The organism is Blastococcus sp. SYSU DS0539, from assembly GCF_054050855.1.
The window spans coordinates 321,567-342,963 of the sequence record NZ_JBJHAF010000001.1; the positions used below are offsets into that span (position 1 = coordinate 321,567).

Annotated in this window: 27 protein-coding genes; 18 read left to right on the top strand and 9 right to left on the bottom strand. The window is 75.7% G+C overall.

What is annotated here, in order from left to right; translation table 11 throughout:
• Nucleotide 1 precedes the first annotated feature (1 nt).
• The 5 genes from ACI790_RS01415 (at nt 2) to ACI790_RS01435 (ending at nt 4,503) form a co-directional block, all read left to right on the top strand.
• Nucleotides 2-1,879: a hydantoinase B/oxoprolinase family protein gene (locus ACI790_RS01415; protein WP_456567988.1), complete on the top strand. Its 1,878-nt coding sequence runs from the start codon at nt 2-4 to the stop codon at nt 1,877-1,879.
• Nucleotides 1,876-2,529 (top strand): isochorismatase family protein, encoded by a 654-nt coding sequence (locus ACI790_RS01420; RefSeq protein ID WP_456567989.1) that lies wholly within the window; start codon nt 1,876-1,878, stop codon nt 2,527-2,529. Before ACI790_RS01415 ends, ACI790_RS01420 begins: the two co-directional genes overlap by 4 nt.
• Before the next feature lie 103 nt (nt 2,530-2,632).
• Nucleotides 2,633-2,851 (top strand): hypothetical protein, encoded by a 219-nt coding sequence (locus ACI790_RS01425; RefSeq protein WP_456567990.1) that lies wholly within the window; start codon nt 2,633-2,635, stop codon nt 2,849-2,851.
• Nucleotides 2,852-2,986: 135 nt separating this feature from the next.
• The gene (locus ACI790_RS01430; RefSeq protein ID WP_456567991.1) at nt 2,987-3,958 is read left to right on the top strand and encodes a ferritin-like domain-containing protein; all 972 of its coding nucleotides are present in this window, start codon (nt 2,987-2,989) and stop codon (nt 3,956-3,958) included.
• Nucleotides 3,959-4,089: 131 nt separating this feature from the next.
• Nucleotides 4,090-4,503 (top strand): hypothetical protein, encoded by a 414-nt coding sequence (locus ACI790_RS01435; RefSeq protein WP_456567992.1) that lies wholly within the window; start codon nt 4,090-4,092, stop codon nt 4,501-4,503.
• A gap of 10 nt (nt 4,504-4,513) precedes the next feature.
• Here the strand turns inward: ACI790_RS01435 and ACI790_RS01440 are convergent, their stop codons facing one another.
• On the bottom strand, nt 4,514-4,795 hold the full coding sequence (locus ACI790_RS01440; protein ID WP_456567993.1) for a DUF427 domain-containing protein: 282 nt from the start codon (nt 4,793-4,795) through the stop codon (nt 4,514-4,516).
• Between the two features lie 142 nt (nt 4,796-4,937).
• On the opposite strand from ACI790_RS01440, the gene ACI790_RS01445 reads away from it, so the two are divergent.
• Entirely contained in the window at nt 4,938-5,168 is a 231-nt protein-coding gene (locus ACI790_RS01445; RefSeq protein ID WP_456567994.1) for a hypothetical protein, read from the top strand.
• Between the two features lie 20 nt (nt 5,169-5,188).
• Here ACI790_RS01445 and ACI790_RS01450 read toward each other — a convergent pair whose 3' ends face one another.
• The gene (locus ACI790_RS01450) at nt 5,189-5,572 is read right to left on the bottom strand and encodes a PaaI family thioesterase (protein ID WP_456567995.1); all 384 of its coding nucleotides are present in this window, start codon (nt 5,570-5,572) and stop codon (nt 5,189-5,191) included.
• Nucleotides 5,573-5,760: 188 nt separating this feature from the next.
• Here ACI790_RS01450 and ACI790_RS01455 point away from each other — a divergent pair, with 188 nt between their 5' ends.
• Complete coding sequence (locus ACI790_RS01455) at nt 5,761-6,324, top strand: hypothetical protein (RefSeq protein WP_456567996.1); 564 nt, start codon at nt 5,761-5,763, stop codon at nt 6,322-6,324.
• 63 nt (nt 6,325-6,387) lie between these two features.
• Here ACI790_RS01455 and ACI790_RS01460 read toward each other — a convergent pair whose 3' ends face one another.
• Both ACI790_RS01460 and ACI790_RS01465 read right to left on the bottom strand, forming a co-directional pair.
• The gene (locus ACI790_RS01460; protein ID WP_456567997.1) at nt 6,388-7,107 is read right to left on the bottom strand and encodes a hypothetical protein; all 720 of its coding nucleotides are present in this window, start codon (nt 7,105-7,107) and stop codon (nt 6,388-6,390) included.
• A 62-nt stretch (nt 7,108-7,169) separates the two neighbouring features.
• The gene (locus ACI790_RS01465) at nt 7,170-7,514 is read right to left on the bottom strand and encodes a hypothetical protein (protein ID WP_456567998.1); all 345 of its coding nucleotides are present in this window, start codon (nt 7,512-7,514) and stop codon (nt 7,170-7,172) included.
• A 99-nt stretch (nt 7,515-7,613) separates the two neighbouring features.
• Here ACI790_RS01465 and ACI790_RS01470 point away from each other — a divergent pair, with 99 nt between their 5' ends.
• The 6 genes from ACI790_RS01470 to ACI790_RS01495 all read left to right on the top strand — a co-directional run bounded on the left by ACI790_RS01470 (nt 7,614) and on the right by ACI790_RS01495 (nt 13,711).
• A complete protein-coding gene (locus tag ACI790_RS01470) occupies nt 7,614-8,624 on the top strand; it encodes an iron ABC transporter substrate-binding protein (protein WP_456567999.1) in 1,011 nt (336 codons plus the stop codon).
• A 212-nt stretch (nt 8,625-8,836) separates the two neighbouring features.
• The gene (locus ACI790_RS01475) at nt 8,837-10,234 is read left to right on the top strand and encodes an ABC transporter permease (protein ID WP_456568000.1); all 1,398 of its coding nucleotides are present in this window, start codon (nt 8,837-8,839) and stop codon (nt 10,232-10,234) included.
• The gene (locus ACI790_RS01480; protein ID WP_456568001.1) at nt 10,231-11,304 is read left to right on the top strand and encodes an ABC transporter ATP-binding protein; all 1,074 of its coding nucleotides are present in this window, start codon (nt 10,231-10,233) and stop codon (nt 11,302-11,304) included. Before ACI790_RS01475 ends, ACI790_RS01480 begins: the two co-directional genes overlap by 4 nt.
• Before the next feature lie 57 nt (nt 11,305-11,361).
• Nucleotides 11,362-12,165: an aldolase/citrate lyase family protein gene (locus tag ACI790_RS01485; RefSeq protein ID WP_456568002.1), complete on the top strand. Its 804-nt coding sequence runs from the start codon at nt 11,362-11,364 to the stop codon at nt 12,163-12,165.
• Nucleotides 12,162-13,013: an NAD-dependent epimerase/dehydratase family protein gene (locus ACI790_RS01490; RefSeq protein WP_456568003.1), complete on the top strand. Its 852-nt coding sequence runs from the start codon at nt 12,162-12,164 to the stop codon at nt 13,011-13,013. Before ACI790_RS01485 ends, ACI790_RS01490 begins: the two co-directional genes overlap by 4 nt.
• A 26-nt stretch (nt 13,014-13,039) precedes the next feature.
• The gene (locus ACI790_RS01495) at nt 13,040-13,711 is read left to right on the top strand and encodes a glycosyltransferase (protein ID WP_456568004.1); all 672 of its coding nucleotides are present in this window, start codon (nt 13,040-13,042) and stop codon (nt 13,709-13,711) included.
• Between the two features lie 9 nt (nt 13,712-13,720).
• Here the strand turns inward: ACI790_RS01495 and ACI790_RS01500 are convergent, their stop codons facing one another.
• Together ACI790_RS01500 and ACI790_RS01505 are read right to left on the bottom strand one after the other, a co-directional pair.
• Complete coding sequence (locus ACI790_RS01500; protein ID WP_456568005.1) at nt 13,721-15,175, bottom strand: hypothetical protein; 1,455 nt, start codon at nt 15,173-15,175, stop codon at nt 13,721-13,723.
• A 74-nt stretch (nt 15,176-15,249) separates the two neighbouring features.
• Nucleotides 15,250-15,714, bottom strand: a complete 465-nt coding sequence (locus ACI790_RS01505; RefSeq protein ID WP_456568006.1) for a GNAT family N-acetyltransferase — start codon at nt 15,712-15,714, stop codon at nt 15,250-15,252.
• 110 nt (nt 15,715-15,824) lie between these two features.
• On the opposite strand from ACI790_RS01505, the gene ACI790_RS01510 reads away from it, so the two are divergent.
• Nucleotides 15,825-16,070 carry a hypothetical protein gene (locus ACI790_RS01510; RefSeq protein ID WP_456568007.1) on the top strand — a complete coding sequence of 82 codons (246 nt, stop codon included), beginning with the start codon at nt 15,825-15,827 and terminating at the stop codon, nt 16,068-16,070.
• A 13-nt stretch (nt 16,071-16,083) separates the two neighbouring features.
• Here the strand turns inward: ACI790_RS01510 and ACI790_RS01515 are convergent, their stop codons facing one another.
• From ACI790_RS01515 to ACI790_RS01525, 3 genes are all read right to left on the bottom strand, one after another.
• Nucleotides 16,084-16,602, bottom strand: a complete 519-nt coding sequence (locus ACI790_RS01515) for a PGPGW domain-containing protein (RefSeq protein ID WP_456568008.1) — start codon at nt 16,600-16,602, stop codon at nt 16,084-16,086.
• 119 nt (nt 16,603-16,721) lie between these two features.
• Nucleotides 16,722-17,261, bottom strand: a complete 540-nt coding sequence (locus tag ACI790_RS01520) for a hypothetical protein (RefSeq protein WP_456568009.1) — start codon at nt 17,259-17,261, stop codon at nt 16,722-16,724.
• Nucleotides 17,262-17,350: 89 nt separating this feature from the next.
• Nucleotides 17,351-17,620 carry a DUF2277 domain-containing protein gene (locus tag ACI790_RS01525; RefSeq protein WP_456568010.1) on the bottom strand — a complete coding sequence of 90 codons (270 nt, stop codon included), beginning with the start codon at nt 17,618-17,620 and terminating at the stop codon, nt 17,351-17,353.
• A 159-nt stretch (nt 17,621-17,779) separates the two neighbouring features.
• On the opposite strand from ACI790_RS01525, the gene ACI790_RS01530 reads away from it, so the two are divergent.
• The 4 genes from ACI790_RS01530 to ACI790_RS01545 all read left to right on the top strand — a co-directional run bounded on the left by ACI790_RS01530 (nt 17,780) and on the right by ACI790_RS01545 (nt 21,227).
• Nucleotides 17,780-18,193 (top strand): hypothetical protein, encoded by a 414-nt coding sequence (locus ACI790_RS01530; RefSeq protein WP_456568011.1) that lies wholly within the window; start codon nt 17,780-17,782, stop codon nt 18,191-18,193.
• Nucleotides 18,194-18,256: 63 nt separating this feature from the next.
• Complete coding sequence (locus ACI790_RS01535; protein ID WP_456568012.1) at nt 18,257-19,156, top strand: SDR family NAD(P)-dependent oxidoreductase; 900 nt, start codon at nt 18,257-18,259, stop codon at nt 19,154-19,156.
• A 147-nt stretch (nt 19,157-19,303) separates the two neighbouring features.
• Complete coding sequence (locus ACI790_RS01540; RefSeq protein ID WP_456568013.1) at nt 19,304-20,224, top strand: bacteriorhodopsin; 921 nt, start codon at nt 19,304-19,306, stop codon at nt 20,222-20,224.
• Nucleotides 20,225-20,228: 4 nt separating this feature from the next.
• A complete protein-coding gene (locus ACI790_RS01545; protein ID WP_456568014.1) occupies nt 20,229-21,227 on the top strand; it encodes a Brp/Blh family beta-carotene 15,15'-dioxygenase in 999 nt (332 codons plus the stop codon).
• Nucleotides 21,228-21,397 lie beyond the last annotated feature (170 nt).

Genomic DNA, 21,397 nt, shown 5'->3' on the forward strand with positions numbered 1-21,397 from the left:
CATGGCGACGATCGTCGAGACCGCGACCGGCACGATCGAGAAGGGCGAGGTCGACCCGGTCACCCTCGACCTCATCGAGAACGGGCTGCGCAACGCCCGCTTCGAGATGGACGAGGTGCTGTTCCGGACGGCGCTGAGCCCTGGCATCCGCGAGCAGCACGACGAGTTCCCGCTGATCGCCGACCCCGACGGGAAGATGGTGGTCGGCCAGTTCGGCCTGTCCATCCCGGACTTCCTCGAGGGCTTCTCCGACACCGTCGAGGAGGGCGACGTCCTGCTGACCTCGGACCCGTACTCGTGCGGCGCCGCGATCAGCCACGCCAACGACTGGCTGGTCGTCGTCCCGATCTTCCACGAGGGCCGGTTGGTCGGGTGGTCGTCGATGTTCGGGCACATGTCCGACGTCGGGGGCAAGACGCCGTCGTCGATGCCGACGGACGCCACCACCATCTTCGAGGAGGGCGTGATCATCCCGCCCTTCAAGCTCTACCGGGCGGGGGTGCGCAACGAGGACGCGCTGCGCATCGTGCTCAACCAGGTGCGCAAGCCCGACTGGAACCGCGCGGACCTCAACGGGCTGGTGGCCGCCTGCCGCACCGCCGCGCGCCGGGTGGGGGAGATGTGCGAGCGGTTCGGCACCGGGACCTACCTCTCGGCGCTGGACGCGCTGCTGCAGCGCAACTACGACGCGATGAAGGTGCTGCTGTCGGCGGTGTTCGAGGAGGGCCGCACGCTCTCGTTCACCGACTACATCTGCGACGACGGCGTGGGCTACGGCCCCTACGAGCTGACGATGTCGCTCACCCGCACCGGCGACAAGGTGCACATCGACTTCACCGGTTCCTCGCCGCAGGCGGTCGGGCCGATCAACTACTTCATCAACGAGAACCTGACCCGGATGTTCTTCGGGATCTACATGATCACCGTGGCCGATCCGCAGATCCTCTGGAACGACGGCTTCTACCCGCTCGTCGACGTCACGATCCCCGAGGGCTCCTACTGGCGGCCGAAGTTCCCCGCCGCGCTCAACGGCCGCAACCACGGCATCGGCCGGGTCTTCGACCTCTTCGGCGGGCTGCTCGGCCAGACCAACCCCGCGCTGCTCAACGCCGCGGGGTTCTCCTCCTCCCCGCACTTCATGTACTCCGGCAACTACTCCTCCGGTGAGCGGAAGGGGGAGTGGTTCCAGCTGTACTCGATCGGCTTCGGCGGCATCCCCGGCCGGCCGCTGGGCGACGGTCCCGACGGCCACTCGCTGTGGCCGAGCTTCACCAACATCCCGTGCGAGTACCTGGAGTCCTACTACCCGCTGCGGATCGAGCAGTGGGTGACCGTGCCGGACACCGGCGGCGCCGGCCTGCACCGCGGCGGCAACGGCGTCGACGTCACCTACGTCTTCGAGGAGCCGGGCACGATCGCCATCCACGACGACCGCTGGCTGACCTACCCCTGGGGCGTCAACGGCGGGCACCCGGGCACCCGCGGGACGAAGTGGCTGGAGCGCGCCGACGGCACCCGCTCGGTGCTGCCCAGCAAGTGCCACGACGTCCCGGTGCAGCCTGGGGACGTGCTGCACTTCGTCACCTGGGGCGGCGGCGGCTGGGGGGACCCCCTGGAACGCGACCCCGCGCTGGTCGGGCTGGAGGTGCGCCGCGGCCTGGTCACCCCGGAGGGGGCGCGCCGCTACGGCGTCGTGGTCGGCGCGGACGGAACGGTGGACGAGCCGGCGACGCAGGCGCTGCGGGAGCAGCTGCGCGCGGACCGCCCGGCCGAGCTGCCGGTGTTCGACATGGGGCCGCCGATCGAGGAGCTGCTGGCCCGGTGCGAGGAGGAGACGGGGTTGCCCGCTCCGCAGCGGCCGGTGTGGGCGGCCGGGTGAGCGAGCCGGAGCCCGTGCCCGGGCCGCACGGGTCGGCGTTCTCCGGCCGGGTCGGCTGGGGGACGCGGCCCGCGGTGCTGGTCATCGACCTGGTGCGGGCCTACACCGAGCCGGCGGGTCCCTTCGCGCTGCCCGAACCGGCGACGGCGGTCGCGGCGGTCACCGCGCTCGTGGACGCCGCCCGCGCCGCCGGTCACCCGGTGTTGTGGACCGGGGTCCGGTACGGCGCCGACCTGGCCGACGGCGGGTTGTTCGTCCGCAAGGTGCCGGCGCTGGCCGCGTTCGCCGCCGGGGCCGAGGGGAACTGGGGGGACTTCGCGCTGGAGCCGGCGCCGGGGGAGCCGGTGCTGCTCAAGCAGTACGCGTCGGCGTTCTTCGGCACCCCGCTGGCGAGCACCCTGCGCACGCTCGGCGTGGACACCCTGGTCATCGGCGGGGTGTCCACGTCGGGCTGCGTCCGGGCCACCGCGATGGACGCGCTCAACAGCGGCTTCCGGCCGCAGGTGGTGCGCGAGGCCTGCGCCGACCGCACCGAGCAGGTGCACGCGGCCAACCTCGCCGACCTGGACGCCAAGTACGCCGACGTGGTCGAACTCGCCGAGGCGCTCGCCCGGCTCGACGAGTCGGATGCTGAACGCAACCGTTCGTGACAGTCGAGTAACAGCTCGTCACTCGCGCCCGATCGGCTGTCCCGCCGGGGGCGATGCCTGCGAGGGTCGGCCCGTCCGTGTCCGAGGACCACGAGGAGTCGTCATGAACTGCGCGCACTGCGGAGCCGTGCACCAGCGAGGCCGTTACTGCGTCGGCTGCGGCAAGACCCTGCCGCCGTCCCCGCTGCCGCCCCGCCCGGTCCGGCTGGCCCCGCGCCCGCCGTACGAGGTCAGCGACGACATGACCCAGCCGGTGCTGCGCTTCGACGTCCACCCGCGGCGGGCGCCCGCGGCGGAGCAGGTGCCGGCGGAGGTCGGCTGACCCGCGTTCCGGGCCTGGTCACCCGAAAGGGTGACCAGGCTCACTGCTAGCAATCTGCTTGCAGTTGTTAGCACTCCGGGGATGCGGGGCATGTACGAGACCGTCAGGTCACCCCGATCTCTGGAGCTGTTTCCCTTGACCGACAACACCAAGATGATCAACCAGCTGCGCGCCCTCGTCCTGCTCACGCAGACCGAGGAGCAGGTCGCACGCACCCGCATCTCCCAGGCCCGCACCGACGCCGTGCGCCGGGAGCTCACCGAGAACGCCGACAACGCCGCCGCCCGCACCATCGAGATCACCGAGCAGCTGCGCTCGCTCGGTGGCGTGCCGGACGTCGTGACCCCGGCCATCGGCCGGCTCTCCGCGGTGCTGAAGGCCACCTTCGAGCAGGCCGCCCCGCTCGAGGAGGCCCTCCTCACCGACCTGCAGCTCGAGCACCAGCTGCTCGACCGCGCCACCTACCTGAAGGTGCTCGCCGAGACGGCCGGCCAGGTCAAGACCCAGAAGCTGGCCGAGAAGCTGATCGACGCCCACAAGGCCACCGTCGAGTGGCTGACCGTCGTGCTGGCCGAGGAGGCCCTCGGTGGCCCCGCCGCCCTGCAGGCCACCCCGGTGCAGAAGGTGGCCGGTGGCGTCGCCCGCGCGGTCAACGCGCCGGTCCGCTTCTGGGCGAACACGGTCAACAACGCCGTCGACACGGTGCGCCACGCCGGCGAGGAGACCTCCGACCGGTTCTCCGCCGTGGGTGACCGGGCGTCCGCCCTCACCGACGCCGTGCGCGAGACCCTCACCGTCGGCCGCGCCGCCTCCCTGCGCCGCGCCGAGCGGATCGCCCAGCGCGACGGCAACAAGGACGCCGCCCAGGTCGCTCGCGAGGCCCGCGAGGAGCTCGGTGACGTGACCGCCGACGAGCTGCCGATCAAGGGCTACGACTCGCTGTCGGTGCAGGACGCCGTCAAGGCGATCAAGCAGCTCAAGACGCCGCACGACATCAACGTGATCATCCGCTACGAGGAGACCCACAAGGCTCGGGCGAACGTGGTCAGCGCCGCGCAGACCCAGCTGGCCGCCCTGGCCAAGGAAGCGGTCGGCGTCACCAGCTGATCGCCGACCCCCGCGAGGGGGCCGCGAACGCGAAGGGCCCGCATCCCCACGGGGGTGCGGGCCCTCGGCGTGTGCCAGATCGCGCCACCGCCGGGTTTGGCGCGCCGACGACGAGGGGGAAGCTGCTACCCATGAGCATCACACCCGAGGCCCTCGAGGCGGAGTTCTCGCTGACGACGGCCGCGACCCGGCTGGACTTCCTCAGTCGCCGCGACAACGGCGACACCGCGCTCAACACCGTCCGGGACGACGAGGCCGACTCCTGGGCCGCCACCCTCCGCGACACCGGGACCCGGCTCGACGTCTACGAGTCGCTCGAGCTGCTCGCCCTCGGCGAGGTCGTGGCACGGAAGGCGCACGACAGCCAGCTGGTCGGCATCCGCGCCGCGCTGCGCGGCGGGGCGGGCTGGGAGGAGATCGCCGAGGCCCTGGGCGTGACCCCGGAGCAGGCCTGGGACTCGTTCAACGAGTCCGTCGCCCGCCAGCTCGACGCCGACGCCGCCGCGTCGGCCCGCGAGCTCGCCGGCACCCGCCCCGGCCGCTGACCGCGGGCGGTCAGCGCACCTCGACGCCCCTCCAGAAGGCGACCCGCCCGGTGATCTCCCGGGCGGCGTCCTTCGGCTCCGGGTAGTACCAGGCGGCGTCGGTGTTCACCTGACCGTCGGCCTCCAGGGTGAAGTACGAGGCGGTGCCCTTCCAGGGGCAGACCGTGTGGGTGTCCGAGGGGCGCAGGACGTCGTCGCGGACGGCGTCGCGCGGGAAGTACGCGTTGCCCTCGACGGTGACGATGTCGTCGGACTCGGCGACGACGATCCCGTTCCAGGTGGCAGTGGTCATGGCCCGATCGTCCTCGCCCGTGCCGTCCCGCGCCGCCCGGAGATGCCGGTTCCCGGGCGTGGCCCGCGGCCGACCGGGGCATGGAACGCCGGAGGCGACCGTCCGGTCGCCTCCCCGTTCCGGACCCAGGAGGCTGCACGCGATGGCGCACCCCCACGACGACCGTGACCACGACCCGGCGAACGACGAGGGGACGCCGAAGGGCCGCCGGCTCGGCCGGATCCTGATCCCGCTCGGGATCCTGCTGGTCCTGGCGGCGATCTTCACCTACATCCTCGTGGTCGCCCAGAGCGGGGCCGAGGACGACAGCACGGTCTACGACACCGAGAGCGTGGCGGCCTTGGCCGTCCTCGCGGTGCCGAGTCCGGTCTGACGGCGGAGCCGGGGGCGGGTTCAGCGCTCCAGCAGCGCGAAGGTCGCGACCGCGTGGGCGAGCGCCCGGCCCTCCTGCTCGACGTCCGCCTCGCACACGGTCAGGTGCTCGCCACGGGTGCGCAGGCGGGCGGTGACCTCCAGCGGTCCGGGCTTCCCCGGCCGCAGGTAGGTGACCGTGAGCTGGCTGGTGGCGGGTACCTCGCCGTCGCCGGTGGTGGTGCGCACTGCCTGCCCCATGGCCGTGTCGACCAGCGTGGCCAGCACCCCGCCGTGCAGCGTGCCGGCCGGGTTGAGGTGCTCGTCGGTCACCTCGAAGGTCATCCGCGCCGCACCGTCCTCGGCCGACTCGGGGTGCGCCCCCAGCCGGCCGGCGAACCCACCCGTGCTCTCGTCGTCGCTCATGGCCCGCCCCTACCCCCGCCGTCGGCCGGGCACGCCCGGCAGAGCCGGGGCGGCCGGGGCGCGTGGGGCGGGCGCAGCGGTCCGCCGCCGACCAGTGGTCGTCCGGGCTGCCCGGGCGCACGGATCGGCGCCCGGGTGCGACAAGATCGCGGACGACGCACGACTCCCCGCAACGCACAGGAGCACCCATGAGCCACCCCGGATCCGACGGCACGCCGGAGGGCCAGCAGCCGGGCCGGTCCGGTCCCCACGGCCAGCAGCCGGTCCAGCCGGGCCGGTCCGATTACTACGGCCAGCAGCCCGGCCAGCCCGACCCCTACCAGCCGTTCGACCAGCAGCCGGGGCAGCCTGGTCAGCCGGCCGGCGGCTGGGTGCCGCCGCAGGGCGGGGCCACGCCCACGGGGGAGCCGGAGAAGAGGGGCGGCGTCGCCCGGAAGGTGCTGCTCGCCGTGGGCGGGGTCCTGGTCGTCCTCGTCGTGGTCGGTCTCCTCGTCAGCATGCTGGGCGCAGGTGAGCCGGAGGTCGGGGACTGCGTGCTGAACCCCACCGGCGAGGAGGTCGAGATCGTCGACTGCGGGTCGGCCGAGGCCGAGGCGCGGATCGTGGGCATCGACGAGCAGGAGATCGACTACACCGAGTTCGCGAAGCCGGAGACGATCGTGTGTGCCGACTTCCCCGAGGCGCTCAACGCCATCTGGGTCGGGGCCGACCAGGAGGAGCCCGGCACGATCTACTGCGCCGAGCCGGTCTGACCGGTCGATGCGCACGGGTGCCCCGCGGGTCCGCCGGCGGGGCACCCGCCGTGCCGGGGCTGCTCAGGTGCCCGGCGCACCGGCCCCGGCAGGGGCTCCGGCGTCCCGACGCTCGCTCTCGCGGCGGTCGAGGAAGTAGGCCCCGAGCGCGCCGGCGACGGTGGCGAACACCGCCACCGAATAGGTGGCCAGGACGATGTCGAGCACCCGCGCGAGCCCGCCCCCGGCCGTCAGCGGCTGGCCGCTGACGGTGGCCAGCGCGGCGTCGTAGAGCGCCGTCCCGTAGGAGTCGTAGGCACCGAGCACGTAGAGCAGCTGGCTCACGCCCAGCACCACCACGACCGTCACCGCGCCGAGCCAGCCGATCCGCCCGCTGAGCAGCCGGCCGGCCGAGCGGGACCCGCGGACGGCGGCCGAGACCACCCCGCCGACGCGCGCGGCCCGCAGCAGGGTGAGCGCGCGGGCGAACCGCAGGAACGGGATCGCGAGGAAGATCAGCTGCCACCAGTTGCGGGTCCAGAACCGCCGCTGGTCGCGGGCGGTGACCGCCCGGTGGGCGAACTCGGCGACGAAAACTGCCCACATCACCCAGCCGGTGATGCTCAGGGTGGTCACCAGCCACGGCTCGCGCGCGAGCGACTGGCCGAGGACGACCAGGACGAACACCAGCCCCAGCGCTCCCATCGGCTTGTCCAGCCGCCGGGCGAGGCCCTCCTTCTCCGGGGCGTCGGGGGCCTCCGGGACCTGCTGGGCGCGGTCGCCGGGCGCGGGTTGCTGCTGCATCTGCAGCGCCTACCCAGTTCTGGTCGACCATCCCCGGGAGCCCGTCCGGGAGCGGTGCGGCCTCAGGGCAGGCGGTCGGCCAGCTGCCGGGCGACCGCGACGGCGGCGGGGGGCACCGGGCCGCCGGCCGCCGCGCGGAGCCAGGCGGCGAGCGGAGCGGCGAGCGCGGGGGAGAGCGCGGCGATCCACGCGGCGCTGCGGGCGCGCGCCTCCGCGACGTGCTCGGTCCCGCCGTCCTCGTCGTGGGCGACGACCTCGGGCCGGCTGGCCAGCAGCCCGCCGAGCCGCCAGTCCCCGGGGGTGGTGCGCGCGGCCAGGGCGTCGAGCCGGTCGGCCGCCTCCCGCAGCAGGGCGGCGTCGGCACCGGGAGGCGGGCCCGCCGCGGCGCGGGCTCCGGGGCGTGTCATGTCGTCCGTTGTAGCGCACGGCGCGACCGGGGGGGTGCGCTCGGCGGAGTAGGCCCGGGCATGCTTAGGTGTGCCTCACCTATCTGCTGGAGGACTTCCGTGACCAGGCTCGGGCGCGCGACCGTCGGCGTCGTCTCCACCCTCACCCTCGCGTCGTCGCTGGCCGCCTGCGGCTCCGACGCCGACACGCTCACCGTCTACAGCGCCCAGCACGAGAGCCTGGTGCGCACGATGCTCGAGGACTTCACCCAGGAGACGGGCATCGAGCTGGAGTTCCGCGACGCCAACGACTCGGAGCTGGCCAACCAGATCATCGAGGAGGGCGAGGCCTCGCCGGCCGACGTCTTCCTCACCGAGAACAGCCCGGCCATCTCCGCCGTGGACGAGGCCGGCCTCCTCGCGCCGCTGGAGGAGGAGGCGCTGTCCCAGGTCGACGAGCAGTACCGGCCGTCCTCGGGCAACTGGGTCGGCTTCGCCGCCCGCTCGACCGCGCTGATCTACAACCCGGCGGAGATCACCGAGGCCGAGCTCCCGGCCTCGATGCTCGACCTCGCCGACCCGGCGTGGGAGGGGCGGGTGGGCATCGCGGCCGGAGGGGCGGACTTCCAGGCGATCGTCAGCGCGGTCCTGGAGCTGGCGGGCGAGGAGGCGACCCGGGAGTGGCTCGCCGGCCTGGAGCGCAACGCCGAGATCTACGCGAGCAACACCGCGATCATGAAGGCCGTCGACGAGGGCGAGGTCCCGGTCGGCATCACGTACCACTACTACTGGTTCCGCGACCGGGCCCAGAACGGGCTGATCGGCGACGACGCCGCGCTGCACTACTTCCGCAACCAGGACCCGGGCGCCTTCCTCAGCGTCTCCGGCGCCGGGGTGCTCGCCTCCTCGGACCAGCCCGAGCAGGCGCAGCAGCTGGTCGCGTACCTCACCAGCCGCGCGGCCCAGGAGCGGCTGGCCGACAGCAGCGCGCTCGAGTACGCCGTCGGTACCGGCGTCCCCTCCGCCGAGGCGCTGCCGCCGTTGGCGGACCTGCAGGCGCCCGACGTCGACCCGGGGTCGCTCAACGCCCCCCAGGTCACCGAGCTGATGCAGGAAGTGGGCCTGCTCTGACCCCGCCCGCGCTCCGCGTCCCGGGCCCCGGAGCGCCGGCCCCGCCGGCGGTCCGGGGCTCCGGCGCGTCCGCGGGCCGGGGAGGGCGACCGCTGCGGCGGTCGCCGGTCACCCTCGCGCTGGCCGCCTGCGTCGCCGCCCTGGCCCTCCTGCCCCTGGTCCACATCGCCGGGTACACCCTCGACGTCGGCTGGTCGGGCATCCGCGAGCTGGTGTTCCGGCCGCGGGTCGCCGAGCTGCTCTGGAACACCGTCCGCCTGGCCGTCGGCACGGTCGCGGTCTGCGCGGCCCTGGGCGTCGGTGCGGCCTGGCTGGTGGCGCGCTCGTCGGTACCCGGCCGGCGGCTGTGGCACGTGCTGCTGGTCGCGCCGCTGGCCGTGCCGGCGTTCGTGAACAGCTTCGCCTGGATCTCGCTGCTGCCCGGGCTGGACACCTACGCGGGCGCGCTGCTGGTCGTCTCGCTGTCCTACTTCCCGTTCGTCTACCTGCCCGTGGTGGCCGCCTTCCGCGGCCTGGACCCGGCCCTGGAGGAGACGGCCCGCGGGCTGGGGCTGTCCGGGTGGGCGGTCTTCCGGCGGGTGCAGCTGCCGCAGCTCCGCGTGGCCCTGCTGGGCGGCGGCCTGCTCGTGGCGCTGCACGTGCTGGCCGAGTTCGGGGCGCTGCAGATGCTGCGCTACCCGACCTTCACCACCGCCATCTACGACCAGTACCGGGCCACCTTCAACGGCCCGGCGGCGACCATGCTGGCCGGCGTCCTCATCCTGCTGTGCCTGCTCCTGCTGCTGGCCGAGGTCCGGTTGCGGGGGCACCGCGGATACGCCGGCAGCGGCCGCGGCGCGGCCCGCCCGGTCCGGCCGGTGGCGCTGGGAGCGCTCGCCCCGCCCGCCCTGCTGGCGCTCGCCGGGCTCGTCGGCCTGGCGCTGCTGGTCCCGCTGGGTGCGCTGGCCTACTGGCTGGCCGGAAGTGCGTCGGCCGGCCTCGACTGGGGGGACCTCGCCGCGACGACCGGGACCACGCTCGCCCTGGCCGCCGCCGCGGCCGTGGCCACCACGGCGATGGCCCTGCCGACCGGCTGGCTGGCGGTCCGCGCCCGGGGGCGCACGGCGACGCTCCTGGAGAGGGCGACGTACCTGGGCAGCTCGCTCCCCGGCATCGTCGTCGCGCTGGCCCTGGTGACGCTGAGCATCCGGGTCACCCCGTGGCTCTACCAGACGGTCCCGGTGCTGCTGGCCGCCTACGCGATCCTCTTCCTGCCCCGCGCCATCGTGACCGTCCGCGCGGCGGTCGAGCAGTCCCCACCCCTCTTCCACGACGTCGCCGCCTCCCTGGGGTCGTCCGGCGTCGACCGGCTGCGCCGGATCACCCTGCCGCTGCTCGCGCCCGGCCTGGGCGCGGGCGCGGCCCTGGTCTTCCTCGCGGTGGTCACCGAGCTCACCGCCACCCTGCTGCTCGCCCCCACCGGGACGGCCACCCTCGCCACCGCGTTCTGGTCGGCGAGCAGCGCGCTCGAGTACGGCGCCGCCGCCCCGTACGCGGCCGTGATGGTGCTCCTCTCCGCCCCGGCCACCGTGCTGCTGTCCCGCGACACCCGACGAGGTCTGACCCCATGAGCGTGCTCACCGTGACCGGCCTGACCAAGGCGTTCGGCGCCACACCGGTCCTCACCGGCGTGGACCTGCACGTACCGGCCGGCGGGTTCACCGCCCTGCTCGGCCCCTCGGGCTGCGGCAAGACGACGCTGCTGCGGCTCGTCGCCGGCTTCGACGACCCCGACAGCGGCACCGTCGCCCTCGGCGACCGCGTCGTCGCCGGTGCCGGGCGGGGCGTGCCCGCCCAGCACCGGGGCATCGGCTTCGTGCCGCAGGAGGGCGGGCTGTTCCCGCACCTGAGCGTCGCCGGCAACGTCACCTTCGGGCTGCCCCGCCGGCGGCGCGCCGATCGCGGACGGGTGGCCGAGCTGCTGGCCCTGGTGGGCCTGGACGCCGACCTGGCCGACCGGGCGCCGCACCAGCTCTCCGGCGGCCAGCAGCAGCGGGTGGCGCTCGCCCGTGCGCTGGCTCCCGAGCCCGCGCTCGTCCTGCTCGACGAGCCCTTCTCGTCCCTGGACGCCGCGCTGCGCGAGGACACCCGGCGGGCCGTCGTCGCGGCGCTCACCGCCGCCGGCGCGACCGCCGTGCTGGTCACCCACGACCAGGCCGAGGCGCTGTCGATGGCCGACCAGGTGGCGGTCCTGCGCGACGGGCGGCTGGTCCAGCTCACCGACCCGCGGACACTCTACCGGCGCCCGGCCGACCTGGACGTGGCCGCGTTCGTCGGCGAGTCGGTGGTCCTCGACGCCGAGATCCGGGACGGCAGCGCGCACTGCGTCCTGGGCGCGGTCCCGGTCGCGGAGGCGGTGGCCGACGGGCCGGCCCGGGTCCTGCTGCGGCCGGAGCAGCTGCGGCTGGGGCCGCCGCTCGCAGCCGGAGCCCGGGCGCGGGTGCGCGACGTGGACTTCTACGGGCACGACTCCCGCGTGTGGCTGACCTTGCCCGACGGCGCGACGGTGACCGCCCGGCTGGAGGGCGCGCAGCTGCCCGCGGTCGGGCAGGAGGTCACGATCGAGGTGGCCGGCGCCGCGCTGGCCTTCCCGGCCACCGGGCGTGCCGCCCGTGCCGTGCTCGCCGATCCGGCGCGCTGAGCCGACGCGCCGGGGGCCGGCGCCGTGGAGCAGGTTAGGAAAGCCTAAGCTACGTGCATGGACCTGTTCCTCTTCACCGTCGACCCGCAGTGGGGGCGCGACGTCGTGGCCGCCGGTGCGGCCGGGATCGTCATCGACTGGGAGCGGCGCGGCAAGCTGCGGCGCCAGGCGGGGGAGGGCACGCAGATCAACCAGGACGGCCCCGAGGACCTGACCCGGATGCGCGCGGCTACCCCGGGCCGCGTGCTCTGCCGGATCAACGGTTTCGGACCCTGGACCGCCGCCGAGGTGGCCGACGCGGTCGACCGCGGGGCCGACGAGCTGCTCCTGCCGATGGTGCGCGGCACGGAGGAGGTGGACCGGACCCTCGATCTCGTCGCGGGGCGCTGCGGCCTGGGCATCCTGGTCGAGACCCAGGACGCGGTCGACCGGGTGGCGCAGCTCGCCCTCCGGCCGCTCTCGCGGATCTACGTCGGCCTCAACGACCTGCGGATCGACCGCCGGTCCACCGAGCTGTTCGCCCCGCTCGTGGACGGCACGGTCGACGCGGTGCGCGCGCAGGTGCCCATGCACTTCGGCGTGGGCGGCCTCACCCTCCCGGGCCGGGGGTTCCCCGTCCCCGGTGACCTGCTGGCCGCGGAGCTGGTCCGGATCGACACCCGGTTCACGTTCCTGCGCCGCGCGTTCACCGCGGACATGGCCGGCCGCGACCCGTTCGTGGAGGTGCCGCGGCTGCTCGCCGGCCTCGACGAGCTGCGCCGGGCCGGCGCCGAGCGCGCAGCCGCGTCCCGCGAGGCCTTCGTCTCCGCCGTCACGGGCCTGGCGCAGGAGACCACGGCACGGGTGGCGCAGCCGGCGTGAGGGCGCTCGTGACCGGCGCCGGCGGGTTCGTCGGCCGGCACCTGGGAGCGCGGCTGGAGCGGGACGGTTGGCACGTCACCCGCCTGACCCGCCGCGACGTCGACCTGGCCGATCCGGTCGCCGGCGCGGCGGCGGTGCGGAACGCGCAGCCGGACGTCGTGTTCTCCCTCGCCGCCGGACGGGCGAAGGCCACGCCCGGGGAGCGCGCCGCCACGACGGCGGTCAACACCAGCCCGTGGCTGGTCGACGCGCTGCCCGACCGCTGCCGGGCCGTGGTCCGGCTCGGCTCCTCGACCGAGTACGCCGCCGCGCCGCAGCCGCTGGCCGAGGACGCGGCCCTCGAGCCCCGCGGCTTCTTCGGCGCCACCAAGGCCGCCGGCTCGCTGCTCCTGCAGGCGGCGGCGGCCGAGCGCGGGGTCCGGGCCGCCGTGCTCCGCGCCTTCCAGGTGTACGGGCCGGGCGACCACCCCACCCGCCTGGTCCCGGTCGTGATGTCCGCCGCCCGCGCCGGCGGCACGGTGGCCCTGCCCGCCCGGGTGAGCCGGCGCGACTGGGTGTGGGTGGGCGACGTCGTCGACGCCTGCGTCCGCGCGGCCGTCGACGACGACCTGGCCCCCGGCGTCGTGCTCAACATCGGCACCGGCGTGCAGACCAGCACGGAGGAGCTCGTGGCCACCGCCGAGCGGGTGACCGGCCGCCCGATCGCGACCGCGCCGGGCGCCCACCCCGGGCGCGGCTGGGACACCGCCGACTGGGTCTGCGACCCGGCGCGCGCCCGGCGGCTGCTGGGCTGGACCCCCACGGTCGACCTCGCGGAGGGCCTGGCCCGGACCTGGGCGGCCGGGTGACCGGCAGCGGGGGAGCGGGCCCCCGGGTGGCGGTCGTCGTCCCCGTCCACGGGAACGAGGCGACGCTCGGGGAGCTCGCGGACCGGCTGGGTGCGGCGCTCGCCGGCCGGCCGTGGCGGTTGCGGCTGGTCGTCGACGCCTCGCCGGACGACAGCCTCGTCGTGGCGCGCGACCTCGCCGCCCGGGACGCCCGGATCGCGGTCACCGGGCTGACCGTCAACGTCGGGCAGCACGCGGCGCTGGCGCGCGGGCTCGCCGAGGAGGCGTCCGCCGACGTCTGGGTGTGCCTGGACGCCGATCTGCAGGACCCGCCGCAGGCGGTGCCCCTGCTGCTCGACCGGCTGGCCGCCGGCGACGTGGCGGCGGTGTTCGCCGGGCGGCGCGGCCGCTACGAGTCCCCCCTGCGGCGGCTCACCGGCACGCTCCACCGGCGCGTGGCCGGCCGGCTGACCGGTCTGCCGCCGGACGCCGGGGCCTTCCTGGCCATGGGGCCGGCGGTGCGGGCCGCCGTCGTGGCCGCCGTGCAGGACCACGGGGCGCCGAGCGTGGTCCTCGCCGTCGGCCGCACCGGCCGGCCGGTGGCGAGCGTGCCCGTCGTGCGGGACCGGCGCCCGGTGGGGCGGTCGGCCTGGACGGCGCGCGCCCGGTTGCGGCAGTCGCTGCGGTCGCTGACCTGGGCGGCGCGCGGCCGGGGCTGACCCACGCGGTCAGCGGCTCCAGAGCTGGAGGACGAGGTCGGTCTTGTCCGCCGGGAACTCGTACTGGTCGATCATCCGCAGCCCGGCCGACCGGAGGATCGTGTCGTCGTCGGTGGGTTCGGGCTCCCCACCGAGCAGCCGGCGCACCACCCACACCCGGTCCTCGCCCGGCGGCGCGTCGGCCGGGGGGAGGACGACGTCCGGGCGCAGCTGGGGAGCCTGGGTGCGGACGTAGTGGTCGAGGCCGGTGGCCGACCGCTGGTCGGCGGCGACGACGGGTTCGCCGCGTTCGTGCACGTCGGCCAGCACCGCGACCAGGTCGTCGGCCCGCTCGCGCGGGCCGCGGTCGGCGAGCGGGGCGGAGGCGAGCAGGGAGCAGCCGAGCAGGAGCGCGCCCACCGGGACCCGCGCCGGCCGGGGCAGCGCCATCGCGCCGGCCGCCGCCAGCACGCCCAGGCCCAGGAGCCCGGCCAGCAGGTAGCGGGGCAGGAACACCGGCCGCACCAGCTCGGCGGCCACCAGCAGCAGCAGGGGCACGACCAGCCAGCAGGCGCCGACCACCCGGGCACCGGCCGCGCGGAACGCCCCCACCACGGCCAGCCCCAGCCCGAGGTAGAGCAGCGGGGTGCGTCCCCCGGCCCACGCCTCGGCGGCGAGCGCGACCAGCCGGCCGTCGGTGTCGCGCAGGTGCTCGGCGTTCCGGGCGCCCGTCCCGTTCAGGACCGCGAGCCCCACGAAGCCCACGGCCGGCAGGGCGGCCAGCGCCCCGGTGAGCACGACCGGCAGGGCCCGCCGTCCCCGGAGCAGCACCGCGGCGGCGACGAAGGCCGCGAGCACGGTGACCGCGTACCAGTGCGCCAGCCCCATGCCCGCCCCGGCGAGACCGAACAGCGGCAGGCCGCGGGGCGGCTCCTGCAGCCAGCGGACCAGCCCGAGCGCGGTCGCCCCGGTGACCAGCACGGCCAGCCCGTAGCTGCGGGCCTCGACCGACTGCTCGAGCACCAGCGGGTTGGCCGCGAGCACCAGCCCCGCCAGCACCCCGGTGCCCCGGCCGGCGAGCCGGGTCAGCGCCCGGGTGGTCAGCGAGAGGCCGCCCGCCGTCGCCAGGAGGGAGAGCACGCGGAGCGAGGTGTCCCCGCCCAGGCCCGGCACGGAGGTCCACAGGTGCGTGACCAGGTAGTACGGGGCGTTGTAGGACGGCGGCACGCCGGCCAGGTAGCTGGTGGTCCCCTCGCCGCGGGTGATCGCGGTGAGGATGTCGCCCAGCGGCAGCCGGGCCACCTCGGCGGTGAACAGCTCGTCGAACCACAGGCCGTGGCCCGGGCGCAGCAGCCAGCCCCCGAGGAGGGCGACGAGCAGCGCGGGCAGCAGTTCCACCGGCGACCAGCGGGGCGGCGCCGCGGTGCCCCGGTCCCGGCCGCCCGGGGAGGTGGCCGGCGGGGGCACCTCCGTCGCCGTCGTCACCCCTGCAGGTTAGGCGACCCTGTGCTGACCTCCGGTCGCCGCGCGCGGTGACCGGCCGGCGGAGCCCGCGGGGGTCAGCCGGGTTCGCGCCGCATCGGCACGTGCGGGATGCCGTCCTCGACGTAGCCGGGCCCGCTGCGGCGGAAGCCGAACCGCTCGTACCAGGACTCCAGGTGGGCCTGGGCGCCCAGCGTGAGCGGGCCGGCGCCGTAGCCGGCCAGCGCCTCCTCGATCAGCCGCGCGGCCAGCCCCTGCCCGCGGGCGTCCGCCGCGGTGACCACCCGGCCGACGGCGCGCGAGGCGCCGTCGTCGAGCACCCGGATGGCGGCCAGCACCGCACCGTCGGCCGCCTCCAGCCACAGGTGCTCGGTGCCCGGCTCCACGTCCCGTCCGTCGAGCTCGGGATAGGGGCACTCCTGCTCCACCACGAAGACGTCGACCCGCAGCCGGCACAGCGCGTAGACCTCGAACGGGCTGAGGTCGGCGAACCGGGCGCGGCGGAGGCGGGGGCCGGGGGCCGGGGGGCCGGTGGAGGTCATGCAGGAGTTGTAGCCCAGGCGTGGTCGCCGTCCGGCGCCCGGGCGTCGATCCGGCGAACACCCGGCGGCGGCAGGGGAGGACGGCGCCGCGGCGGGGTAGGGACCGGCGCATGTCGATGTCGAGCCCGCTGGAACCCAACCTCGGCCGTCCGGACGACGGCATCCCCGCGGCCGACCCCGGCGCGGGCGCACCGGCGCCCGCCGAGGGGTTCGGCGTCGAGGGCGAGGAGCCCGACCGCGCCGCGGAGACCGACCGGCCGCCGGCCGACGCCGGCGGTCAGCACGCCGACCCGCCGGACGACCCGCCCTTCCGCACGCCGGACCCGCACGACGTCGGCCCGGCGACGGAGAACTGACCGCCCCGACCGGTCAGAGGCCCAGGGCGGTCGTGGTCCTGTCGACCAGCTGGAAGTGCCCGACGGCCCAGAAGGCGACGCCCGCGGCGACGAGCCCGCCGACGGTGACGGCGATCGAGCTCACCGGGTGCTGGCGGGCGTGCCGCCAGGCGTCCAGCGCCTTGCGCCGGAAGGTGGCGAAGAAGCGGCGGGCCCAGTCGAACTCGGTGGACCAGACCCACAGGCCGGCCAGCACCGGCGGGATGGTCAGCGGCCCCGGCAGGACGGTGAGCGCGATGCCGACGAGCACCAGCAGCAGCCCGGCGGTGAAGACGGCGATCCGGTAGGCGATCGCGACGCTCGGGTTGCGGTGCACGCGCTCGCGGAACGACCCCGGCTCCACCGGACGGGGCTTGCCGAGCCCGTCGGTGCAGTGCGCGCACCGGGTGCTCCCCTGGCCGCCCGGGCCGGGCTGCCCGGCGGCACGGTTGCCGGTCACCCGGTACCCGGCCGGCCGGGTGGACTGCTGCGGAGAGGACAGGGGGGCACCCATGGCGGAGGGCTCCTCGGGACGGCGAGGAGATCACTCCTCGGGAGAACGTGGCCGACCGGAGCTACCCGGTTCCGGCCGCAGCCATGCCGATTGTCCGCAACTTCACTGTGCCCAACCGGTCACTGCTGGGTGACGCCGCGCGCGACCTCACCGGGGCGCTGCTGTTCCCCGGCGTAGGAGCTGACCGCCACCAGGGCGCCGGTGAGCGCGGGGATCACCCACTGCAGCGTGTCCAGCTGCTCCTGGGCGGCGGCCACCTCGGCCTTGGTCCGCTCGGTGGGCTTGGTGCCCGAGCGGGCGGGGACGGCGCCGGCGCCGGACACGGTCTGCCCGAGCACGCGGCTGTACGCGGTGGCGCCCAGCGCCGCGGCGGTGAGCAGGGTCTTGAGCGTGGACATCGAGGCCACGCCCTGCTGCTGCGCGACGCGGCCGCGGTTGGCCCGGAGCTGCCCCACGCTGCCGATCAGGTGGGCGCCGATGGCGACCGCGTTCACCGGCGTCCACCGGTCCCAGCCGGCGTTGGCGACCTGCCCCGTGCTGCGGGCGCCGGTGGCTTCGGCCGCGGCGGCGTTCAGGGCGACGGCGTTGGCCAGCGTGCCGCCGAACCAGGCGGACAGGCCGAGGTCGTGCAGGGCGCGGGACAGGGTGTTGCGGGCCATGGTGGAGCTCCTCATGTCGGGAGCCCGCTCCCTACCCGGTGTGGCGCCGATCACTCCGGAATGCGGGCGTCCCGGTTCCCCAGCGCCGGTCAGCTGCCGTAGCGGGCCGCCGACCGGGCCCGCGCCTTGGCGGCCTCGGTCTCCCGGTCCTTCGGCGGGGCGGTGGTGACCAGGGCGTCGAGGAGCCGGGCCGAGGCGGCGGCCACCTCGGCCACCGCCCGCTCGAACACCTCGGCGTTGACGCGCGACGGCCGCACCGTGCCGCTGATCTTGCGCACGTACTGCAGGGCGGAGGCCTGGATCTCGTCGTCGGCCGCGGGCGGCTCGAAGTTCGCCAGCGGGCGGATGTTGCGGCACATGCCGGCAGCGTAGGAGCCGGCGGCCCGGTTGGGGCGGCGTCGGAGCCCGGCCAGCCGACCTCGCCGGAGGGCGCTCGGCGGCCCGCGCGGATGGCATCGTGCACGGGTGCGGTCGGCGGTGACCGGGGAGCGGCGGTGGCCGGGGAGCGGAGGAACGCGGTGACGGTGCTCGTGGTCGACGTCGCCAACGTCGTCGGTTCCCGCCCCGACGGCTGGTGGCGCGATCGTGCGGGCGCGGCCGGCCGGCTGCTGGGGCGCCTGGCCGCCCTCCCCGGGGCGGGCGCGGTGGGTCCGGACGGCGGACCGCTGGACTGCACCGAGGTGGTCGCGGTCGTCGAGGGGGCCGCCCGCGACGTCCCGGCGCCCGGGGGCGTGCGCGTGGTCCGGGCGCGGGGGAGCGGCGACGACGCCCTCGTGCAGGCGGTGACCGGCCTGGCCGGCGACGGGGCCGCCCTGCTCGTGGTGACCGCCGACCGCGGTTTGCGCGCCCGGCTGCCCGACGGCGTGGCGGTCGCCGGTCCGGGATGGCTCCTGGCCGAGCTGGACCGCATGACCGCGGGGGGACACGGGTAGTCGGTCGCGGACAACCGATGTCCTCCGGACACCGGCCGCAGCTCGTCTGGCGAGGAGTTCTCCGTGCCGATCCCCGACTCCACCGGGTCACCGCTCACCGCACTGATCACCGGCGCGTCCAGCGGCATCGGCCGGGCGACGGCGGTGCAGCTGGCCGGCCGCGGCGCCCGGCTGGTGCTCGTCGCCCGGGGGCGCGAGCCGCTCGAGGCCGCCGCCGCCGAGGCGCGCGCGGCCGGCGCCGCCGCGGTCACCGTCTGCCCGGCCGACATCCTGGACGAGCAGGCGATCGGCGCGGTCGTCGCGGCGGCGGTCGCGGAGTTCGGCCGGCTCGACGTCGTCGTGCACTCCGCCCAGGTCATGGCCTACGGCCGGATCGAGGACGTGCCCAAGGAGGTCTACGAGCGGGTCGTCGACACCTCGCTGCACGGCACCGCCACGGTGGCCCGGCACGTCCTGCCCGTCTTCCGCCGACAGCGCGGCGGGCACCTCGTCGTCGTCAACTCCCTGCTCGGCAACGTGACCACCCCGGTGATGGGCAGCTACGCCGTGGCCAAGTGGGGGCAGCTGGCGCTGGCGCGGGTGCTGCAGCAGGAGACGCGCGACGAGCCGGGGATCTCCGTGTCGATCGTGCAGCCCGGCGGCGTCAACACGCCCATCTACGCCCAGGGCGCGACGTGGGCCGGCAGCACCGGGCGCCCCCCGCCGCCGGCGTACTCGCCGCAGCGGGTGGCGCGGCGGGTGCTCGCCACGATGGACGACCCGCGCCGGATCGTGCAGGCCGGGTTGTTCAACCCGCTGATCACCGCTGGGTTCCGGTTCCTCCCCGGGGTCTACGACGTGCTCGTCGAGCCGTTGCTGCGGCGGCTGGCCCTGGCCGGCGACCGGGTGGAGCCCACGGAGGGGAACGTCTTCGAGTCCCGGCCGGACGGCAACGCGACCGAGGGCCGCTGGCGCAGCATCTGAGCGGCCCCGTCGGACAGCCCCGTCGGACGGCCCCGCCGGCCGGTTGCCGACGGTGCGACCGGGTAGTGGCCCGGCACCGTCCGGTCACCGGGCGGGGAGACGGCGGACCGTCCGGGAGTCGTCGTGGCGCGACACCCAGGAGTTCGCATGGAGACCCCCGCCCCGGAACTGCAGACGATGCCCCCGGGCCTCTACGACGTCGTCCAGCTGGCGCTCCTCGGTGCCGGTTTCGCACTGTTCGCCTACTTCCTCTACGCGCTCACCAGCCGCGAGGAGGTGTCGGCCCGGTACCGCCCGTCGGCCTACGCCGGGCTCTGCCTCGCCGCGGTCGCAGCCCTCGCCTACGCCCGCCTCGTCAGCAACTGGGACGCCGGTTTCACGCTGCAGGGCGGCGTCTACGTGCCGAACCAGGAGGCGCGGCACACGATCAGCAGCCGCTACATCGACTGGTCGATCACCGTGCCGTTGCTGATGGTCGAGCTGCTGGCGGTGTGCTCGCTGGCCGGCACGAGGGCACGCAACCTGCGCTTCACGACCATGGCCGCGGCCTTCCTCATGATCGTCACCGGGTACCTGGGCTCGCAGGTGATCGCCCAGGGCCGCGACACCACGGCGCTGGTCGGGTGGGGGCTGATCAGCACGGCTTTCCTCGTCTACCTCTACGTCGCGCTGATCGGTGCCGTCCGGGACTCCCTGCCGACCATGGGCGAGGAGGCCGCCACCAGCCTCCGCAACGCGACGATCGTGCTGCTCGGCAGCTTCGGCATCTACCCGCTGATCTACTCGGTCCCGGTCTTCGTCGACGTCACACCGGCCTGGCTCACCGCCATGCAGGTCGGCTACTCGGTGACCGACGTCGTCGCCAAGGTGGGGTTCGGTGTGCTGATCCACAAGGTCGCCAAGCTCCGGACCGCCGAGGACGTCGTCGCCGGCGTCGACACCCATTCCGAGCCCGTCTGGTCGAGCAACGTGCACAAGAGCGATGCCGTGCTCCCGGAACTCACCCGGGTCTCTCCGGCGGTGATCTCCCGGGTCGGGGACGGGCACGCCCGCCCCGACCGCGGCTGACGGTGTGGCCGCGGGCGTCGCCGCGTCGGCGACCGGCCACGCTCCCGCGGCTCAGTTCCGGGTCCCGGCCCGTGCCGCGACCCGGTGGTCCGGCGCGGCCGCCGGCGCGGTCCTGGCGGTCGACGTCGTCGTCCCGGGCGGCTGGGGAGCCACCGGCTCGGCGGCGGTGCTGGTGGCCGGCCTCCTCGTGGGGCTCCCGCACGGTGCCGTGGACCACCTCGTCCCCGCCTGGCGGTTCGGCTGGTCGCTGACCCGGCTGGCGCTCTTCGGGGCCGCGTACGCCGGGCTGGCCGCCGGGGCCTACGCGGCCTTCACGACCGCGCCCGGCCCGGCGCTGCTGATCTTCGTCGTGGTCTCGGCATGGCACTTCGGGACCGGGGAGACGGCCTTCGCCGACCTGCGTGCCGGTCGGCCCGTGCGGCCGCGGCCGGGGTCGGCACTGGTGCTCGGTGGCCTCGTCCTCCTGGTGCCGCTGCTCCGCGGTCTGGGCGCGCCCGGCAGCGACACCGGCGCCCTCACCGCGGCGGTGGCCCCCGGCTGGGGCGGTGTGCCGCCCGGGGCCGCGACGGCGGCCGTCGCGGTCCTGTCCGGGGCCGGGGTGGTGCTCGCGGTCGTCCTCGCCCGCCGTCACCGGTGGCTGGAGGCGGGGGAGGTCGTCCTGCTGACGGCGCTGGTGCTCGTGGTCCCGCCGCTGGCCGCCTTCGGCGTCTACTTCGGGGCCTGGCACTCGATGCGGCACGTGGCGCGGGTGATGGCCGAGGACCCGGCGAACGGTGCCGATCTCGTCGCGGGGCGGCTGGCGCGACCGCTGCGCCGGTTCGCCCTGGCGGCCGGCGCGCCCACCGCCGTCGTCCTGTTGGTGCTCGCCGCGCTCTGGTCCTCGGCCGACGGCTGGCGCGGGCTGGTCGCCACGGACCTGCCGCTGCTGGCGGCGCTCACGCTGCCGCACGTCCTCGTCATCGGCTGGGTCGACCGCACCCAGGGGCAGCGCGCGACGGGGTGAGCCCCGGGGACCGGCCGACGGGGCGGCCGTGTGAACGGCGCGTTCCGTTCCGTCGCAGGCGGTTGTGCCGGCGAGGGGCGAGGGGCGAGGGCCAGGCTGGCCCTCCCCGGCTCCGCGGGGGCCGGCCGAGAGGGCCTCGCCATGTCCGCCGGACCGCGACTCGAGCCCGC

Coding starts and splice junctions, on each gene's coding strand:
- ACI790_RS01415 (WP_456567988.1), top strand. CDS start 2: ATGGCGACGATCGTCGAGACCGCGACCGGCACGATCGAGAAGGGCGAG.
- ACI790_RS01425 (WP_456567990.1), top strand. CDS start 2,633: ATGAACTGCGCGCACTGCGGAGCCGTGCACCAGCGAGGCCGTTACTGC.
- ACI790_RS01435 (WP_456567992.1), top strand. CDS start 4,090: ATGAGCATCACACCCGAGGCCCTCGAGGCGGAGTTCTCGCTGACGACG.
- ACI790_RS01440 (WP_456567993.1), bottom strand. CDS start 4,795: ATGACCACTGCCACCTGGAACGGGATCGTCGTCGCCGAGTCCGACGAC.
- ACI790_RS01445 (WP_456567994.1), top strand. CDS start 4,938: ATGGCGCACCCCCACGACGACCGTGACCACGACCCGGCGAACGACGAG.
- ACI790_RS01450 (WP_456567995.1), bottom strand. CDS start 5,572: ATGAGCGACGACGAGAGCACGGGTGGGTTCGCCGGCCGGCTGGGGGCG.
- ACI790_RS01455 (WP_456567996.1), top strand. CDS start 5,761: ATGAGCCACCCCGGATCCGACGGCACGCCGGAGGGCCAGCAGCCGGGC.
- ACI790_RS01460 (WP_456567997.1), bottom strand. CDS start 7,107: ATGCAGCAGCAACCCGCGCCCGGCGACCGCGCCCAGCAGGTCCCGGAG.
- ACI790_RS01465 (WP_456567998.1), bottom strand. CDS start 7,514: ATGACACGCCCCGGAGCCCGCGCCGCGGCGGGCCCGCCTCCCGGTGCC.
- ACI790_RS01480 (WP_456568001.1), top strand. CDS start 10,231: ATGAGCGTGCTCACCGTGACCGGCCTGACCAAGGCGTTCGGCGCCACA.
- ACI790_RS01485 (WP_456568002.1), top strand. CDS start 11,362: ATGGACCTGTTCCTCTTCACCGTCGACCCGCAGTGGGGGCGCGACGTC.
- ACI790_RS01505 (WP_456568006.1), bottom strand. CDS start 15,714: ATGACCTCCACCGGCCCCCCGGCCCCCGGCCCCCGCCTCCGCCGCGCC.
- ACI790_RS01510 (WP_456568007.1), top strand. CDS start 15,825: ATGTCGATGTCGAGCCCGCTGGAACCCAACCTCGGCCGTCCGGACGAC.
- ACI790_RS01515 (WP_456568008.1), bottom strand. CDS start 16,602: ATGGGTGCCCCCCTGTCCTCTCCGCAGCAGTCCACCCGGCCGGCCGGG.
- ACI790_RS01520 (WP_456568009.1), bottom strand. CDS start 17,261: ATGGCCCGCAACACCCTGTCCCGCGCCCTGCACGACCTCGGCCTGTCC.
- ACI790_RS01525 (WP_456568010.1), bottom strand. CDS start 17,620: ATGTGCCGCAACATCCGCCCGCTGGCGAACTTCGAGCCGCCCGCGGCC.
- ACI790_RS01540 (WP_456568013.1), top strand. CDS start 19,304: ATGGAGACCCCCGCCCCGGAACTGCAGACGATGCCCCCGGGCCTCTAC.